General features: G+C 35.1%; 13 protein-coding genes. 8 read left to right on the top strand and 5 right to left on the bottom strand.

Annotation, left to right across the window (positions count from 1 at the left end; translation table 11 throughout):
• Positions 1 to 39: 39 nt before the first annotated feature.
• The gene (locus E0F98_RS09025) at positions 40 to 4101 is read right to left on the bottom strand and encodes a T9SS type B sorting domain-containing protein (RefSeq protein WP_132110646.1); all 4062 of its coding nucleotides are present in this window, start codon (positions 4099 to 4101) and stop codon (positions 40 to 42) included.
• 166 nt (positions 4102 to 4267) lie between these two features.
• Between E0F98_RS09025 and E0F98_RS09020 the strand changes: the two genes are divergently transcribed.
• The 4 genes from E0F98_RS09020 to E0F98_RS09005 all read left to right on the top strand — a co-directional run bounded on the left by E0F98_RS09020 (position 4268) and on the right by E0F98_RS09005 (position 10117).
• Positions 4268 to 6457, top strand: coding sequence for a B12-binding domain-containing radical SAM protein (locus tag E0F98_RS09020; protein WP_132110644.1), 2190 nt, complete (start codon positions 4268 to 4270; stop codon positions 6455 to 6457).
• 181 nt (positions 6458 to 6638) lie between these two features.
• A complete protein-coding gene (locus E0F98_RS09015; RefSeq protein ID WP_132110642.1) occupies positions 6639 to 7124 on the top strand; it encodes an acetyl-CoA carboxylase biotin carboxyl carrier protein subunit in 486 nt (161 codons plus the stop codon).
• Between the two features lie 4 nt (positions 7125 to 7128).
• Positions 7129 to 8571, top strand: coding sequence for an acetyl-CoA carboxylase biotin carboxylase subunit (gene accC / locus E0F98_RS09010; protein ID WP_132110640.1), 1443 nt, complete (start codon positions 7129 to 7131; stop codon positions 8569 to 8571).
• A 4-nt stretch (positions 8572 to 8575) separates the two neighbouring features.
• A complete protein-coding gene (locus E0F98_RS09005) occupies positions 8576 to 10117 on the top strand; it encodes an acyl-CoA carboxylase subunit beta (protein WP_132110638.1) in 1542 nt (513 codons plus the stop codon).
• 134 nt (positions 10118 to 10251) lie between these two features.
• Here the strand turns inward: E0F98_RS09005 and E0F98_RS09000 are convergent, their stop codons facing one another.
• A complete protein-coding gene (locus tag E0F98_RS09000; protein ID WP_132110636.1) occupies positions 10252 to 10686 on the bottom strand; it encodes a DUF4268 domain-containing protein in 435 nt (144 codons plus the stop codon).
• Positions 10687 to 10770: 84 nt separating this feature from the next.
• Here E0F98_RS09000 and E0F98_RS08995 point away from each other — a divergent pair, with 84 nt between their 5' ends.
• Together E0F98_RS08995 and E0F98_RS08990 are read left to right on the top strand one after the other, a co-directional pair.
• The gene (locus E0F98_RS08995) at positions 10771 to 11421 is read left to right on the top strand and encodes an NUDIX hydrolase (RefSeq protein WP_132110634.1); all 651 of its coding nucleotides are present in this window, start codon (positions 10771 to 10773) and stop codon (positions 11419 to 11421) included.
• Positions 11422 to 11553: 132 nt separating this feature from the next.
• Positions 11554 to 12363, top strand: coding sequence for a lysophospholipid acyltransferase family protein (locus E0F98_RS08990; protein ID WP_132110632.1), 810 nt, complete (start codon positions 11554 to 11556; stop codon positions 12361 to 12363).
• Between the two features lie 88 nt (positions 12364 to 12451).
• On the opposite strand, the gene E0F98_RS08985 is transcribed toward E0F98_RS08990, so the two are convergent.
• Together E0F98_RS08985 and E0F98_RS08980 are read right to left on the bottom strand one after the other, a co-directional pair.
• Positions 12452 to 13084 carry a hypothetical protein gene (locus E0F98_RS08985; protein ID WP_132110630.1) on the bottom strand — a complete coding sequence of 211 codons (633 nt, stop codon included), beginning with the start codon at positions 13082 to 13084 and terminating at the stop codon, positions 12452 to 12454.
• 5 nt (positions 13085 to 13089) lie between these two features.
• A complete protein-coding gene (locus E0F98_RS08980; protein WP_132110628.1) occupies positions 13090 to 13584 on the bottom strand; it encodes an RNA polymerase sigma factor in 495 nt (164 codons plus the stop codon).
• 338 nt (positions 13585 to 13922) lie between these two features.
• Here E0F98_RS08980 and E0F98_RS08975 point away from each other — a divergent pair, with 338 nt between their 5' ends.
• On the top strand, positions 13923 to 15227 hold the full coding sequence (locus E0F98_RS08975; protein WP_132110626.1) for an NAD(P)/FAD-dependent oxidoreductase: 1305 nt from the start codon (positions 13923 to 13925) through the stop codon (positions 15225 to 15227).
• A 338-nt stretch (positions 15228 to 15565) separates the two neighbouring features.
• Complete coding sequence (locus E0F98_RS08970) at positions 15566 to 16786, top strand: 3-oxoacyl-[acyl-carrier-protein] synthase III C-terminal domain-containing protein (RefSeq protein ID WP_132110624.1); 1221 nt, start codon at positions 15566 to 15568, stop codon at positions 16784 to 16786.
• A 117-nt stretch (positions 16787 to 16903) separates the two neighbouring features.
• Here E0F98_RS08970 and E0F98_RS08965 read toward each other — a convergent pair whose 3' ends face one another.
• A complete protein-coding gene (locus E0F98_RS08965; RefSeq protein WP_132110622.1) occupies positions 16904 to 17971 on the bottom strand; it encodes a DUF3810 domain-containing protein in 1068 nt (355 codons plus the stop codon).
• Between the last annotated feature and the right edge of the window lie 294 nt (positions 17972 to 18265).

Raw genomic sequence — 18265 nt, 5'->3', positions numbered from 1 at the left:
ACTTTTCAAGGATTATGATATGTTTAGGAAATCTAAAAACTATCGTTTCAAGGTAAAATGCCCTTTGTATACTTTTCCATCTGCTTTGGTCACGACAAACCAATAATCTGTTGAGGGAAGTTCATGACCGTTTAAAGTTCCATTCCAAGTCTGATTTTGATTCAATTCCGTAATTAGTTTACCATAACGATCAAATAATTGCACGGTTAATCCAATCTCAGTATCTGAAAAATGTATGCTCCAAGTGTCATTGTGTCCATCGCCGTTTGGAGTAAAGAATTTAGGGTACATCAGTAGATTGACTTTTTCTGTTATTATTCCGCAACCATTTTTATCTCTCACGTACACGGTATATGCTCCGCTAAAGAGGTTTTGAAATTCATTACTGTCTTGATAGCGAATTCCGTCAACAGAATATTCATAACTACCAGCACCATCTACATATACGCTAATCACATTGTTTTTATCTGTCCAGTCCAATGTTTCAATCGAAGTTATAGTTGCAATAGTAGATTTTATTACACTAAATTTTTTCGAACTAGAGCAGGAAAATTCACCGTAGTTTCTTGTTACTGTTACAGTGTACTCACTAGGGTTTGTTACTATAATTGAAGGTGTTGTAGCTCCAGTAGACCATAAAAATGAATCTGTAGCTGAACCTGCGGTTATGGCAATGCTATTATTTTCGCAAATGGGAACAATATCAGGAATGGGAATAATTGGTTTAACCACGACAGTCAGTTTTAAAACTGCAATCGCATAACAAGGCGTGTTTGAATTGATACGAACGTAAATTATGTTGTCTTCTAAATTTAGTTTGTAGGCAGATGCATTTGTAATTTGATTTGCTGTCAATTGATTTTCAGCAGCAGCTAGAGAGGAGTAATAAGAGAATGTATAATCTGTGGTATTCGAAATTAACATTGAATTGTAGTTATTTAAATTCACGATTTCTTTGCCGTTATTTAAATCATCACAAAGTAATTCTTCATAATTACTTGCAGCTAAAGTATTGATCAATTCTATTTTTACTGCTAAACGAGTAGTACTTTCACAACTGTTTTCTGTTTGTGATGCATAGTAAGTAATTCCATTTTGAAGGGGAGTAGTACTTGGTAAAAGATTTCCATTTGTTGCATTGTCATACCATCTTATGGCTGTTCCCGATAGAATAATAGTGGACAAAGTTGAGTTTTGGCTGCTACAAAATGTTTGCGGACTATTACCGGTTGGCCCAGCGGTATTTATTATGTTAATTAAAACAGGAACTTTTTCGCTTTCACATCCATTGATTGTCTGGGAAGCATAATAGTTGGTCCCATTTTGAAGTGCTGTATTATTTGGTAAAATATTTCCGTTTGTTAAAGCATCGTACCATTTTATGTTTTGTCCCGAAATAACAACAGCAGATAAAGTGGCATTTTGTTGGGTGCAAAATGTTTGAGGAGAAATTACTGTAGGCAAAGACTGTTGATTAATTATAATAGTTTGATTTTGAAAATTTGTATTTCCGTTTCCATCATCATAGTTCCAAATAACAGTATATGTCCCAGGCACGCTATATGAAAGCGGACTAGTCGTCGTTGCTGTAATTGCTCCTGCGCAGACATCAGTTGCTGAGGGAACAGTAGATATTATAGTTGTGCAATCTCCTGTAATAGTAGGTAAGTTTACAAAATCAGGAATTGGAGCGACAAAATCTCCAATCACCACATTGATTTTTTTGGTGTCATCACATCCACCGGTTCCCGTTATTGTACAGCTATATTCACCACTATATAAAGCAGCTGCATTTGGAATTATTGGGTTTTGCTCGATAGAAGCAAATCCGTTTGGACCTGTCCATAAATAATCTGTTCCACCTGAAGCTGTAAGTTTTAAGTCGTTGCCGATGCAGATAGGGGAGTTGCTAGATGCTATAGGATTGGAAAGGCAATCTTGGAACTTGGCAATAAAAGTATTACCGCCTTGAAGTGTTGGATATTCCGTTCCGACAGTGCCAAGATTAGCACTTCCTGTTGTTGTTCCAATTATGTAAATATTTCGATTTTTGTAATAAATATTTTTGATAAAATCTTGATCAGAGCCGCCGTAATAGGTCCCCCATAATAGATTGCCAGAAGTGTCAAACTTTGAAATGAAACCTTCATCAGAACCAGCATTCACTGGTTGAAAACTACCTACGGTTGCAATATCTGTTTGGCTCCTTGTATCTCCTGTGATATACGTGTCTCCATTTTCAGATGTAAAGCTACTTTCACATTTATCATAACCTTGAAAGCTTTCAGAACCATAATAGGTTCCCCATTCCCTGATTCCACTTGTATTAAATTTGACAATAAATGTATCAACACCGCCTATTGCTTGGTTTTCTTTATAAGCACCAGGTGTCGAAATGTTATTCTCGCTATTAGTTACTCCTGTTGCATATATATTATTAAAAGAATCTGTGCCTAAACCTGTTATACGATCGTAATAATCATTAACTGATATGTAAAATGAAGGATCACCTCCATAGTAAGTACACCAAAGTCTTTCCCCAGTTGAATTAAATTTTACAATAAAACCATCCATATGATGAATTTGCGTTTGATGTGCTCCTGGTGTTGAAATATCAGGTTGGTCAGAATCTAAGATCCAATATTGTCCTGCTAGAATTAAATTATTGTTCGTATCAATTATTGAATGATTTACTTTTCCGGGAAAATAACTTCCAGAAATTCTTTCTCCTAAAGGGGAGAATTTTGCAAAGAAACCACAACCATTAAAAGGGTCATTATTAATAGATTGAAAAACACCTGAGGTAGCAATTCCTTCTATACTATGTGTTTCTCCAGCGATTATTAAATTTTCTTGATTATCTAAACTTAAAGTATTAATCGATTCATTAGCTATTCCTCCATATAATGTTCCCCATATTTGTTGTCCATTATCGTTAAATTTTAGGATTAAACCATCTGACGAAAAATCAGAATTAATAGATTTGTATGCTCCAAAAGTAGATAGTCCGTTTCCAGAAGTATAAAAGACTGAACCGCCAATATAAATTTCATTATTGGTGTTTACTGCTAGGTCGAATATTCTCGCAGAATTAATATAAGTCCCCCATATTCTGTTGCCATCAGGAGTAAACTTAGAAAGGAATGACGCATCCAATATAGATGTTTTTGTAGTTTGAAAAGCACCCGATGTTGCAATATTCGTTGCGCTAGAGGTTTCTCCTGTAATAATTACATTTTCTAGCTTATCTGTTTTTATTTTTTTAGTGAGATTTGTGTTTCCCCCACCAAAATAAGTTCCCCAAAGTCTAACCGGTACGGGATCAATAACCAACGTTTTATTCAAAAACTGTTTATCAGCGTTAAAACCATAAACATTATTTTTTATTTTTTTGTAACCAATGTCAATGTCTTTTTTGCCTGTTTTATCTTCTGTCCAGCTTGCTGGTATGGTTTCATCCATTTTACCAAAACGAACATTCATTCGGATTTTATTGTCTATTAATTCTGTTTTGGCACCATTAAATTTGAGTTGGATATCTGATATTTTTCCTTTTGGATGAACTATAAAATTGTATTCGACAGTTTTTAAAGAATCGGCTGGAATAGTGAAAACCACGTCAATATTAGGATAAATATTTTTGTAAGTGATTTTTTTGAAGCTATGAACTCCTAGAATTCCATTGGGTTTGCTTGGAATGTTATAATAATTATCAAAATCTTTTGATTCTTGTTCTTTAATGAATTCAACATTAGAATTTGAATTAACAAAATCGATATCAACTCGATGAAATACATGCTCAATATCATATTCGGGTTCTATTTTTTCTTTTTCAGGAGTATGATTTATTGTTTTTTTTGATGTTTGTAAAGGTAGAACAGGTGTTTTTTTCACTTCATATATATCATAGGAGAAACCATTTTTTCTTAATTGTACATTTAATCCATTTGAATTCAACAGGAACTTTACAGCTGGGTTCGCCTTTCCCTTTTGGTCAATAATTTGCCCTTTGTTTTCAGTAAAACCGGCTAATTTATTATTGTATTGCGCAAATGAAGGAACAATAATTAATAAAAAAAGAAAGAGTAAAGTATATTTCATTCGATTAATTTAACAATTGTAAATGTAATTAATTTTGTACAAATTTTACAACGGCAAAAAAGCATTACTATTAGGATCTAAAACTGGATCCGAATTATAAATCTAGCCCTTGATTTATGTGTAAACTATTGAAATAACCCTTATTTTTGCACAAAACAATTTCCTTTTGAAAACAAAATTATTCCTTATTACGCCTCCGTTTACACAACTGAATACACCATATCCAGCTACTGCTTATATCAAGGGGTTTCTGAATACGATTAATGTCGAATCAGTTCAAGCAGATTTGGGGATTGAAGTGATTTTGAAATTGTTTTCGAAAGTGGGATTGTTAGATTTATTTAAAACAGCAACTATAGATCGTGCTATTTCAGATAATTCCAAACGCATTTTTGCTTTACAAGAGGAATACATCAAAACGATTGATGCGGTAATCCGTTTTCTACAGGGGAAAAATCCAACCTTGGCACTCCAAATCTGTCAGGAAGATTATTTGCCCGAAGCCTCCCGTTTTGCGCAACTAGAAGAACTTGATTGGGCTTTTGGAAGTATGGGAACGCAGGACAAAGCCAAGCATTTGGCGACCTTATATCTTGAAGATATCTCTGATTTTATTGTGGAATGTGTGGATGCTAATTTTGGCTTTAGTCGGTATGCAGAACGTTTAGGACGAAGTGCAAATTCTTTTGACGAATTGTATCAAGCGCTTCAACAAGAAACTACCTATATCGATGAAATACTTCTTTCGATTTTGAAAGAAAAAATTGAAACGATCCAACCTACGATTTTCTTGATTTCTGTTCCCTTTCCGGGGAATTTATACAGTGCTTTTAGATCAGCGCAATGGATTAAAAACCATCATCCTGAAATTAAAATTACCATGGGTGGTGGTTTTCCTAACACCGAATTGCGTTCCCTTTCGGACGAACGTGTTTTTGAGTTTTTCGATTTTATTACTTTAGATGATGGTGAAGTACCTATTGAGGAATTAATCAATAATATCGAAAACCCGAATCACAACTCTTTCAAAAGAACATTTCTTCTAGAAGACGGGAGAGTTATTTACAAAAATAATTCCCTACAACCAGATTACAAGCAAGCGCAAGTGGGGACGCCAGATTATTCTGATTTGCCTTTGGATAAATACATTTCGGTTATCGAAATCGTAAATCCCATGCACCGTATGTGGAGCGATGGACGCTGGAATAAACTCACCATGGCGCATGGATGCTATTGGGGGAAATGCACCTTTTGCGATATTTCATTGGATTACATCAAAATTTACGAGCCGGTTGCAGCTAGTTTACTGTGTGATCGTATGGAGCAAATGATGGAGCAAACGGGCGAAAATGGATTTCATTACGTAGATGAAGCAGCACCTCCAGCATTGATGCGGGCATTAGCGCTTGAAATACTTCGTAGAAAATTATCAGTGACTTGGTGGACTAATATTCGATTCGAAAAAAGTTTTTCCAGAGATTTGTGTTTGCTATTAAAAGCTTCCGGCTGTATTGCCGTTTCCGGTGGTCTCGAAGTAGCCTCAGATCGTTTGTTGAAATTGATAGACAAGGGAGTTACAGTGGAACAAGTAGCCAAAGTGACCCGTAATTTTACCGAAGCCGGGATTATGGTACATTCTTATTTGATGTACGGTTATCCAACACAAACAGTTCAGGAAACGGTGGACAGTCTGGAAATGGTGCGCCAATTATTTGAAGCAGGTGTTCTGCAGTCTGGTTTTTGGCATCAGTTTGCTATGACGGCGCACAGTCCCGTGGGCTTGTATCCAGAGAAATTTGGCGTTGTCAAAGAAACGGAAGTTATTGGAACTTTTGCTAATAACGATATTAACTATATTGATTCGACAGGAATCGACCATGACAAGTTTAGTTTTGGACTTAAAAAATCATTGTTCAATTTCATGCACGGAATCTGTTTCGACTATGAACTGCAGGATTGGTTTGAATTTAAAATTCCGAAGACTAAAATTCCGGAAGACTATATTTTTAATGCTTTAGAAGTAGCAGAAGATTTCAATATAAAAGCGACAGCTAAAATTGTTTGGTTAGGCGGGAAGCCTTCGGTTAATCATTTTACCAAATCAAAAAAAGGGAGTACTTGGGAAATGATGACACTGACTTTTCACGATAAGAAAGAAAGCTTTACCATTCAGACTAGTAAGCAAGAAGGAGAATGGCTTGTGGCAATGTTGTTAAAAATTACTGTTTCAAACGCTAAAACCTATTCATTTACGGAAGTAAAAGCTGATTTTGAAACTCATTTAGAGGACTTTGAGCTATTTTGGTACTCAAAACCAATTAACACTTTAAGAGAATTTGGGTTGTTGGTTCTTTAAAGGCTATTGTGACGTTTTTGAAAAAAGAGTTTTTTATATAATTCGGAAATTGAAAGGAATGAGTCAAATTTATATTTTCAAAATATAATTGAATAACTATATCTTTTTAGCATAAATCTATCTTTTTATCTTACGAAAACGTTTTCTTTTACTTATTTTTACGACCATAAAAATTGCATTAATGAGTGATAGCTATAAAGTAAAAGTAAATGATTCTTTTCAATTTGACTTTGATAAAGAACAAGTTTCACAGCTCGACGCTGTAAATATGGATGCTAAAACATTCCATGTACTGCACGAAAATAAACCCTACAAAGCAGAGATTCTCTCGGCTAATTTCACCCAAAAAACATATACCGTCAAAGTAAATAACAATAGTTATACTGTTGCTGTTTCTAATGATTTAGATCAGCTTATCAAAGAGTTAGGTTTTGAGGTAGGATTGACCAAACAAATCAATGCTATCAAAGCACCTATGCCGGGATTGATATTGGAAATTAGTGTAGTAGTGGGACAAACAGTAAAAGAGAACGACAGCCTTTTAATTCTGGAAGCTATGAAAATGGAAAACAGTTTTCTTTCTCCACGCGACGGAATTATCAAATCGATATCGGTAACATTAGGAGATGCTGTAGATAAAGGGCAATTATTAATTGAATTTGAATAATCGTATGAAAAAGATATTAGTTGCCAATAGGGGAGAAATTGCCATTAGAGTAATGAAGACCGCCCAGAAAATGGGTATTAAAACAGTGGCTGTTTATTCAACAGTCGATAGAAATGCACCTCATGTCAAATTTGCTGATGAAGCCGTTTGGATTGGGGAATCGCCTTCAAACCAGTCTTATTTATTAGGAGATAAAATTATTGAAGTGGCCAAATCTTTAGGTGTCGATGCTATTCACCCAGGATATGGTTTTTTGAGTGAGAATGCTGATTTTGCTGAAAAAGCAGAAAAAAACAACATCATTTTTATTGGACCAAAATCGAAAGCCATACATATAATGGGAAGTAAGCTGGCTGCCAAAGAAGCGGTTAAAGCTTATAATATTCCAATGGTTCCTGGTTTAGATGAAGCGATTACTGATATTGAAAAAGCAAAAGTAGTTGCCCGTGAAATAGGATTTCCTATTTTGATTAAAGCTTCTGCCGGCGGTGGTGGAAAAGGAATGCGTGTTGTCGAGAATGAAGAAGAATTTGAATCCCAAATGAAAAGAGCGATCAGCGAGGCTATAAATGCTTTTGGTGATGGTTCTGTTTTTATAGAAAAATACGTTGCTTCTCCTCGTCATATTGAAATACAAATCATGGCCGATAGTCATGGGAATATTTTATATTTATTCGAAAGAGAATGTAGTATTCAGCGTCGCCATCAAAAAGTAGTCGAAGAAGCTCCTTCTTCAGTTTTAACACCTGAATTGCGTAAAGAAATGGGTGAAGCTGCCGTTATGGTGGCTAAATCTTGCGATTATTTAGGAGCAGGAACTGTGGAGTTTTTATTGGATGAAAACAATAATTTCTATTTCCTTGAAATGAATACGCGTTTGCAAGTGGAGCATCCAGTAACCGAGTTGATTACAGGTACTGACTTAGTTGAAATGCAAATAAAAGTGGCTCGTGGAGAGGCTTTAACGATTAAGCAGGAAGACTTAGTGATCAAAGGTCATGCGTTAGAATTACGTGTTTATGCCGAAGATCCTATGAATGATTTTCTTCCAAGTGTTGGACATTTAGAGGTGTACCAATTGCCTGTTGGCGAAGGAATTCGTGTTGATAACGGTTTTGAGCAAGGAATGGATATTCCAATTTATTATGACCCGATGCTGGCCAAGCTGATAACTTATGGCGAAACCCGTGAAGAGGCAATCCAACTTATGATCAAAGCAATTGATGGATATTTAGTCGAAGGGGTACAAACTACTTTGCCTTTTGGGAAATTTGTATGTGAACATGAAGCGTTCCGTTCTGGAAATTTTGACACGCATTTCGTGAAAAAATATTACAGTGCAGACTTGTTAAAAAACCAATTGGCACAAGAAGCTGAAATTGCCGCTATGATCGCTTTGAAACAATATTTTGAAGATCAAAAAATAGTACGATTACCAAATCAATAAATTTATGGAGTCTAAAATAAAAGAATTAAACGATAAAATTGCTCAAGCCCATTTGGGTGGAGGTAAAAACAGAATTGCAAAGCAACACCAAAAAAAGAAATTGACAGCCAGAGAGCGTGTTAACTATTTGATGGACGAAGGTTCTTTTGAAGAAATTGGTATATTGGTGACACATCGTACTACTGATTTTGGGATGGAGAAAGAAAAATATTATGGTGATGGAGTGATCACGGGATACGGAACCATTAACGGAAGACTAGTTTATATTTTCGCTCAGGATTTCACTGTTTTTGGTGGAGCTTTGTCTGAAACACATGCTGAGAAAATCTGCAAAGTGATGGACATGGCAGTCAAAATGGGAGCGCCTATGATCGGATTAAACGATTCAGGTGGTGCTCGTATTCAAGAAGGTGTGCGTTCTTTGGGTGGTTATGCTGATATTTTCTTTAGAAACGTACAAGCAAGTGGAGTGATTCCGCAAATATCTGCTATTATGGGACCTTGCGCAGGTGGAGCGGTATATTCTCCTGCGATGACAGATTTTACCATGATGGTAGAAGATACTAGCTATATGTTTGTGACGGGACCCAATGTTGTTAAAACGGTTACCAATGAAACTGTAACTTCTGAGGAATTGGGAGGAGCAAGTACGCATTCTACTAAGTCTGGTGTAGCACATTGTACTTCTGCAAATGATGTAGAATGTCTGGAAGATCTAAAAAAATTGTTGAGCTATTTACCGCAAAGTAATAAAGAAACGACTGCAAAGTTGCCTTATGAACTAAACGATGAGGTACGCGAACAATTGGCAACGATTATTCCCGATAATCCAAATAAGCCCTATGACATGCATAATGTGATTGCTGGGATTATCGATGAAGATTCCTTTTTTGAAGTTCATAAAAATTATGCCGAGAATATTATTGTAGGTTTTGCCAGATTAGGCGGACGAAGTATTGGTATTGTGGCCAATCAACCTATGTATTTAGCCGGAGTTTTGGATGTAAATAGTTCGATTAAAGCGGCACGATTTACTCGTTTTTGCGATTGTTTCAATATTCCTTTGTTAGTCTTAGTAGATGTGCCCGGTTTCTTACCAGGAACAGATCAAGAGTGGCATGGAATTATCGTCCATGGAGCCAAGTTACTTTACGCATTAAGCGAAGCAACCGTACCTAGAATTACGGTTATTACGCGTAAAGCTTATGGTGGAGCTTATGATGTGATGAATTCGAAACACATTGGTGCCGACATGAATTATGCGTGGCCAACTGCCGAAATTGCGGTTATGGGAGCAAAAGGAGCGTCAGAAATTATCTTCAAAAAAGAAATCAATGAAGCGGCTGATCCTGCAGCTAAACTTTTAGAAAAGGAAGCAGAATATGCAAATTTGTTTGCAAATCCTTATACTGCAGCGCAGAGAGGTTTTGTGGATGAGGTTATATTGCCAGAAGATACGCGTAGAAAATTGATAAAAGCATTCAGTATGCTCGAAAATAAAGTGATTGTTAGGCCAGATCGAAAACACGGAAATATTCCATTGTAGAGTTTTAATGTGCATGAAAAAAGCGATTGTAAAATAGAAAGAATTCTATTTTACAATCGCTTTTTTACTTGTGAGAATATAATTTTAAGTGGTGTTTTAAACAACAAAAAAACTAATGAAATTAGTCTTTCTTACTATGTAATATCCTTTATAAAATCATCGTATTCAGAATAGAAAAGTTCTAAAGCAGTCATTTTCTCGTTGTAAAACGCAAATATCTCATCCCAGTAGTTTCTGTTGCTGACGCTTACGCCTAGTTTTTCAACCCAAATGCGACTGATTGTTTTTCCGTTTTCAAGAACATACTCTCTTTCGAATACTAAATCGGCAATGAACTCTTCGGCTAATATATTTTTTAAGGCTTCTAGTTTCTCAAAATAAGCAATTCTAGTTTCATAATTTCGATGTTCGATATCAATTAAAACTTGGGCTTTTTTATTATCTACATAAAACTTAAAAGAGAAATCTTTAATTTTTGTGTCATACAAAACCCATTTTCGGGGATATTTTTCTGCGAATGTGACCCAGAACTCTCTCTTTAATTTTTGAGTTTCTTCTTTGCTATACATTTTGATTGTTTGATTATTAGAAAATTTGCGCACTATTATTTTCTGGAGTACTTTTACTATAAGATGCAAAAATAGACTTTGATTATGGATTTTCAACATTTTTTAGAATATGTTCCTCATTTCGCTCAAGCGAAACTTCCAGCGATGGAGGCGCATCTTAAAATGGCTCCTTTTGAAAGAATGGAAAGCTTGAAAAATGCATTTAGCGCAAATAAAGAACCAAGAATGGCGGCGGTTATGATGTTGTTTTATCCTAAAAATGGGATCACTCATTTGGTTTTAATTGTTCGAAATTCCTATGAAGGAGTGCATTCAGGACAAATAGCATTTCCTGGCGGAAAGTTTGAAACGGAAGACGAGAATTTTGCGATGACAGCTTTGCGCGAAACACATGAGGAGATAGGAATCCATCTTGAAAAGATGGAAGTGATTAAATTTTTTACACCCACTTATATTCCTCCAAGTAACTTTATGGTTCATCCTTTTTTTGGAATATGTAAAGATGAGGTTTGTTTTATTCCACAACCATCAGAAGTTTCCAGCATCATTGAATTACCATTATCCGTTTTCTTGAGCGACAAAATAATTATTGAAACAAAACTTTCTACTTCCTATGCTAAAAATAAAAATGTACCGGCTTTTGAAATTGAAGGACATATTGTTTGGGGTGCTACTGCGATGATGCTTAGCGAGTTAAAAGATGTTTTAAAATCAGTTTTGGATGCTGATAAATAAAGAGGGAGTCGGCTATTAGGACGAGGATAATCAGAGATTTAATTTCAGTCCGTCGGCTAGCAAAAAAGAGATAGTACAAAAAAAATTTTCGTAAGTTTGTATACCAAATTTAGAAAATAAACACAATATTTTATGGGGTTATTGAAGAGAAATCCTTTTGGTCACATCCTTTTTGTAAAGAGATGGTTGATCCGAATTTTCGGGGGGATTACCCATAGACGATATAGAGGCTTCAATGAATTACAGATTGAGGGCTCGGAAATCATTAGAAATTTACCGGGTACAAACGTGCTGTTTATTTCGAACCATCAAACCTACTTTGCCGATGTTGTAGCCATGTTTCATGTATTTAACGCAAGTTTAAAAGGGAGAGAAAACAATATAAAAAACGTATTGTATTTATGGAATCCCAAGCTGAATATCTATTATGTAGCAGCCAAAGAAACGATGCGAGCCGGTTTATTGCCAAGAATTATGGCTTATGCTGGTGCCATCACTGTAGAGCGAACCTGGCGTGAAAAAGGCAAAGACGTCGTTGATAAGAAATGCGTGGATCCTAATGATACCGAAAATATTAAAATCGCCCTCAAAGATGGTTGGGTAATTACTTTTCCGCAAGGAACGACTAAATCTTTCAAGCCTGTTCGAAAAGGAACGGCGCATATAATTAAGGAGCACCGTCCTATAGTAGTCCCCATTGTGATCGACGGTTTCCGACGTTCCTTCGATAAAAAAGGATTACGCATGAAAAAGAAGGGAATTCTGCAGTCGTTCATCATAAAAGAACCGCTTGAAATTGATTATGACAATGATTCTATTGAGGAAATCGTAGAAAAAGTAGAATATGCAATCGAGCAACATTGTTCTTTTCTAAAAGTAATTCCTGTCGAAGAAATTGAAGAGCATGAAAAATTAAATAAATTTCGAAAATGGGAATATTAACTTCGAAGTGTCATTTCTATAAAAAATACAAACCCAGCAATTATTTAAATATGCTGGGTTTTTAATTTGAAAAAAATAAATATCATTACTACAAGTCTATCTTCTTCAGTTCTTTATAATTGGCATGCAATCTTCTCAGTAAAATACCGTACAACAGTCTATAAAATAGCCAGAATAATCCAAATAGCACAATGGTAACTATGGCTAATATACCAATCGTGATCGCCATTATTTTTGGGTCATGTTCAACTTTATTTCTTAGAATAATGGTTTCTGGATTGTAATATAAAGCGATTATGAAGCCCATAATCAAGCCAAAGACAATCATTCCCAGATTATACCAAACATAGTATTGTACCATTTTTCGCGTTTTCAATATGTCTTTCATTAATTGTTTTGTAGCTGCTATGGCCGAAATTCGGATGTAGTTTTTGTAAAACAAATAAATAAATATAACAATGACTGCATAATTTAAATAGGTGAAAAACTTTAAAGTGAAGGACAACCCCTCGTTATTTATTTTTTTAAGGTAATCATCAGCACTAAAAATCATGCTAAATCCAGTCCACAACAAAACCTCCAAAATACTAATGATCAAAATCCACTTCACAATAGAAGAAGAGTTTTTATGAATCATTTTATAAATTTCTATTTCTGATACCTGCTCAAAAGAATCCGTGTTCTTCTGCCAGTCTTTTTTTAATAAATCCAGCTCTTTCATATTCCTTAAGGATTTAATATTTTTTTTAATTTCCCTTTAATTCTATTCATCTTCACTCTCGCATTTACTTCGCTAATTCCTAGGGTTTCTGCTATCTCTCGGTAATCCTTGTCTTCAAGGTACATGAAAACCAATGCTTTTTCGATATCGTTTAATTGGTAAACCGCCTTGTACATTAGTTTAATTTGCTCTTCCTCTTCATAATTATAATCGACGTCCTTAATAAAGTGCTGCCGCCCTTCGTATTCTACGGTGGATATCGAACGTTTGTTTTTGCGGTATAAAGTGATCGCCGTGTTGAGCGCTACGCGATATGCCCAAGTGGAGAATTTGCTATCGCCCCTAAACTTTGGGAATGCCTTCCACAATTGAATGGTTACTTCTTGAAATAAGTCTTTATGTGAATCTTCGCAATCAGTATATAACCGACAAATTTTGTGGATTATATTCTGATTTTCCTTCAATTGTGTAACAAAAGAATGTTCTAGATTTTCACTCATAATTGATTAGTGTTCTTCAAGTCAATTTTGTTACAAAGTAATGCATTTTTTAGGAGCACAACCATTTCGTTGTTCATTTTCGCTTCGTCCTGCTGTCCATTACAATCTCCCATCCCGAAGCTTCGGGATCGAGAGGATTTTTATTTCCATCAGGGCTATTTTATAACGTTTATTTTTCATAATTGTATTTTGTTAAAAATGCGCTGCAGCATTAAAAGGTTGAAATATACTTGTAGAATTTGGGACCATTTTTACAATTCCATTCCATAATAATTGTTGTAACAATCAATTTATGAAATGTTCCTTAACTTTGTTTTTATACTAAAGTACACACATTTATGAATATCCCTAATTCAGCTTTGCCCAGAATCGTAATTATTGGAGGTGGTTTTGCAGGAATTGCAATGGCCAAAGAATTAAAGAATCAAAAAGTTCAAGTCGTACTTTTAGACAAGCACAACTACCATACTTTTCAACCATTGTTGTATCAAGTGGCTACAGGAGGTTTGGAGGCAGGCTCAATTGCTTATCCCATTCGTAAAGTAATTCAGGAATATGACAATTTTTATTTCCGTCTCACTTCTGTTCAGGAAATAGATACTAAGAACAAAAAAATAATAGCTGAAATAGGGGAGTTGAGCTATGATTATCTAGTTATTGCAACTGGTTCTAAAACCAATTATTTTGGAAATAAAGATATTAAGCGCAACAGTATGGCCATGAAAACCATTCCGCAATCGCTTAACATACGAAGTCTTATTCTAGAAAACTTTGAGCAAGCGGTGTTAACGACTGATGTTGCCGAAAAAAATAGCTTAATCAATTTTGTAATTGTAGGTGGCGGTCCCACAGGAGTAGAGCTAGCAGGAGCTCTTGCGGAGATGAAAAAAGCAATTCTTCAAAAGGATTATCCCGACTTAGACATTGCTAAAATGGAAATTAATCTCATTCAAAGTGGCGATAGAATTCTCAACACCATGAGTGAAAAATCATCTCTGGCTGCCGAAAAATTTCTAGTGGATTTGGGCGTTACGATTTGGAAAAATGTTCGTGTAACAAATTACGACGGTCGGACCATTACCACAAATTCTGATTTGATATTTGAAACAGCTACTGTAATCTGGACGGCAGGTGTTCAAGGAGCTGTTGTAGCGGGTTTAGATGCTGATTCTTTGGTAGAAAAAGTAGAACGCATCTGCGTCAATCGATTCAGCCAAGTAAAGGGCTATGAGGACATTTTTGCGGTAGGAGATATTGCTTCAATGGAAACAGAAGAGTATCCAGAGGGACATCCTATGATGGCACAACCTGCTTTACAGCAAGGTGCGCTGTTGGGTGAAAATATTATGAAATTAATCCAAAATAAAACCATGAAGCCTTTCGAATACAATGACAAAGGTTCGATGGCGACTATTGGCCGTAATAAAGCCGTAGTGGATTTACCTAGATATCATTTTAGTGGTGTTTTTGCCTGGTTTGTATGGATGTTTGTGCATTTATTTTCACTAATCGGATTCAAGAATAAAGCCGTAGTGTTTTTAAACTGGGTTTATAATTACATTCGCTTTGATAGAGAAGGAAGACTCATAATCAGACCGTATAAAAAGAAAAGCTTTACGGCATTTACTAGTGATGAGGTATGATTTTTTTATTGGTCAGGGCTAATTTTTAAGGGATGATGTACTGCTGTAGGTATACTTTTATACTTTAATAGTTATTAAAAATTATAACAAGATTCTCATGAAATAGGCTTGTATTATCGATGTAACTACATTCTTACATTGTTGATAATCAGTGCTTAAGACGTCGTAGTTTCATTCTTACAATGTTCTGATTAACAATACTTTAACTTTATGCTGTTGATTTTAAAACACTTGTTATCAGTGAGTTATTTGGTTTTTGATTTGGTATGTATTTACGGTCGTTTTTTTTTAATATAATTTTAATTTAAGTTTGACTTTTAAACCAAGTCATACAATAAATGAAAAGTATAATTATCTCGAATTTCAAGCCCATTCTTGTGGGTAAATTAGTAGAACAACAAAAGCTTAATCAATACACCAAGTTTCTTTATCATCACTTTCAAAATCTGGCGGTACTTAGTGAGACTGGAAATAATGAAATGCAAATTGAACCTAATAGTTTTGATGTGATCTCAAAGCAAGTGGATAAATATTCTATTCCGCCTGAAAACATTAATAAAAGGCAGATTCTAATTTTTGAGGAGGTGGAAGATTTTCTTGAAAATGAAATGGACTATACGGCACCTTTAGATTATGATTTCCCCTCAAATTTGGAAACAAAAACAGGCGATACCTTTGGACCCAAAATTGGAGTTCGAATGGAATGGTTCAAGAATAAGATGGGATATGTTTTTGATGAATTTTATTCAAATGTAGATAAAGCTCCTGAAAACTTAGTTCATGTAACTTGTTCTGGTTATTCGTCGCCCAGCGTTGCCCAGCATGCGGTAATAAGCAGGGCGTGGGATACCACTCAAGTCACACATTCCTACCAGATGGGGTGCTATGGGGCTTTTCCTGCCATTCGTACAGCTAGTAGCTTGATAAGTGGTAGTACAACTAATGGAAGAGCTGATGTGGTTCATACCGAGTTGCTGTCAGCTCATTTAAATTTAACCGAATTTTCTGTAGCAAATACGATGATTTGCTCCCTTTTTGCTGATGGTTTTATTGGGTATTCTTTGTATGAAGAAGGCTCTTTCATGAATGATGAGACTATATTAGAGAAAAAAGGAATGCGCATTTTAGCTGCCCATGAAGTCATTATTCCAGATTCATTGGAAGATATGTCGTGGGAATTAGGAGAATATAACTTTTTAATGACCCTTTCAAAAAGAGTTCCTGTTTTTATTCGTAAAAATATCAAGTCTTTTATAACGACGCTATGCGACAAAGTAGGTATTGATTTTGAAGGAGAAAAATCTACGATGCATTTTGCCATTCATCCCGGTGGTCCAAAAATTATTGATTATGTGGTAGATGCAATTGGAATCACTAAAGAGCAAGCCAGTTGGTCCTATGATATATTGTATCGTCATGGAAACATGTCTTCATCGACTGTTCCTCATATTTTTAATGAAATAATTAACGATCCGAATATACCTGCAGGAACAAAAATTGTAGCAATTGCCTTTGGACCTGGTCTTACGGCTACTGGATTACTACTTGAAAAAATATAAGAAGTTTAAAGATTATAGGCCAATATAAAACCAGATTACTACATTTATTGTAGTATGATTACACAGTAATGAGTTGTAAAAAAACAAGTTAGATATTTATTTAATCTTGCTCATTTTTTATAACTCATTATTTTTTTGACCGTAATAATTCACCATCAAATTCACGAACTTGCTGTAGCTCTCGATACCATCTTTTTGTTGATTCAGTTTTAGAAATTGATCGTAAAATAGATGAAAACCGGTTTCAATAGGAGATCTGTATTCTTTTCTAAAATCAGTGCTCTCTTTATAGTTTTTTAATATTCCAGGATGAACGGTTTTTATCAATTGGTCAAACGATTCCTGACTACTATATTCTAAAATCCCCAAACAATACCGCAAAGCATAACTATAACCGGAATATTTTATATACAAATTATCATTTTTCACCGATGCGAGAAACCCAATAAAATTACATTCGCTTTCGCTTGCATATCCTATTTGGTGTGCCATTTCATGATTGGTCGTCATGGGGAAACTATACATTGGCCCTAGATAATTTACTTGGGCTTCATTAGTAAAAGGGTTCAAATAACCACCAAAACCCATGTAGGTCAACGGTAGGCTGAATAGTGATTTTTTAGTGCTTAAATTTATAAATGGGAAATTTTGATGCTGCTTCGATAAATTCTTATACCCATTTAAAGTCATGGTAAAAACGTGTTCTTGCGAATATGGGAAGACAACTTTTAAACTATCTGATTTTGTGATTTGGACTTGAATTTCGTTTGTTTTTTTTATCAATTTTTTTGTAAAAACAGCTAAATCACTATCTGTGTACTCTCTTTCAATTTCCATTTTTTCGAAAAGCGGTTGGCGGTAATAATTGAGCGCCCATAACATATGGAATAAAAAATAAAAAACGGAAAGAAAACTGAACAGCTGCAAGCTATTGTCTTTCCAATTTTGTTTCCAAGATTTTCTTTTTGTCCAGAACCATTTTAAAACAAGGAAAATTAAGACAAAATAGAGGCAATCGCCTAATGAAAAAGGAATGCTGCCCAATAATGCTCTAGAGAACTGAGAAAGAGTTAAATAGAATCCGTTACTGTAATGTCGCTCCACACTTTCTGGGAAAAACGAAATAATCTGTAGAAGGATTACTTGGAGGATAAGAAAAAAAGGAAGAATGAATTTTTGTTTCACGAAGGGGAAATTTATTTGCGTTGCTGTTTTTGTGTGAATAGTAAATATAGTAACTTTTTGTTTTGTAGAGTGATGCTAGGTGTAAACATAAAAGCCATGTACGTTTTTTATGCAAAGAAGTAATACACGGTGAGGTTCTATGTCTTTTTATCATATAAGTCATATAAGTTTTTGTTTCGCAGAGAATTAAATAGGGGAAATTCAGGGAAATATTAAATCACACAAACAAACTCCAAAGGGTCATTTCGACGAAAGAGAAGCCTCATTATCTAAATCTGATAATTGTTGTGATAG

This window comes from Flavobacterium hiemivividum (assembly GCF_004349145.1).
GTDB lineage: Bacteria > Bacteroidota > Bacteroidia > Flavobacteriales > Flavobacteriaceae > Flavobacterium > Flavobacterium hiemivividum.
This window is presented reverse-complemented; position numbering and strand designations above follow the sequence as displayed.

Bases quoted from the DNA above. Each gene is read 5' to 3' on its own strand.
- E0F98_RS08975 (WP_132110626.1), top strand. From the start codon at position 13,923: ATGAATATCCCTAATTCAGCTTTGCCCAGAATCGTAATTATTGGAGGT.
- E0F98_RS09000 (WP_132110636.1), bottom strand. From the start codon at position 10,686: ATGTATAGCAAAGAAGAAACTCAAAAATTAAAGAGAGAGTTCTGGGTC.
- E0F98_RS08995 (WP_132110634.1), top strand. From the start codon at position 10,771: ATGGATTTTCAACATTTTTTAGAATATGTTCCTCATTTCGCTCAAGCG.
- E0F98_RS08970 (WP_132110624.1), top strand. From the start codon at position 15,566: ATGAAAAGTATAATTATCTCGAATTTCAAGCCCATTCTTGTGGGTAAA.
- E0F98_RS08980 (WP_132110628.1), bottom strand. From the start codon at position 13,584: ATGAGTGAAAATCTAGAACATTCTTTTGTTACACAATTGAAGGAAAAT.
- E0F98_RS08985 (WP_132110630.1), bottom strand. From the start codon at position 13,084: ATGAAAGAGCTGGATTTATTAAAAAAAGACTGGCAGAAGAACACGGAT.
- E0F98_RS09015 (WP_132110642.1), top strand. From the start codon at position 6,639: ATGAGTGATAGCTATAAAGTAAAAGTAAATGATTCTTTTCAATTTGAC.
- E0F98_RS09025 (WP_132110646.1), bottom strand. From the start codon at position 4,101: ATGAAATATACTTTACTCTTTCTTTTTTTATTAATTATTGTTCCTTCA.
- accC (WP_132110640.1), top strand. From the start codon at position 7,129: ATGAAAAAGATATTAGTTGCCAATAGGGGAGAAATTGCCATTAGAGTA.
- E0F98_RS08990 (WP_132110632.1), top strand. From the start codon at position 11,554: ATGGGGTTATTGAAGAGAAATCCTTTTGGTCACATCCTTTTTGTAAAG.
- E0F98_RS09005 (WP_132110638.1), top strand. From the start codon at position 8,576: ATGGAGTCTAAAATAAAAGAATTAAACGATAAAATTGCTCAAGCCCAT.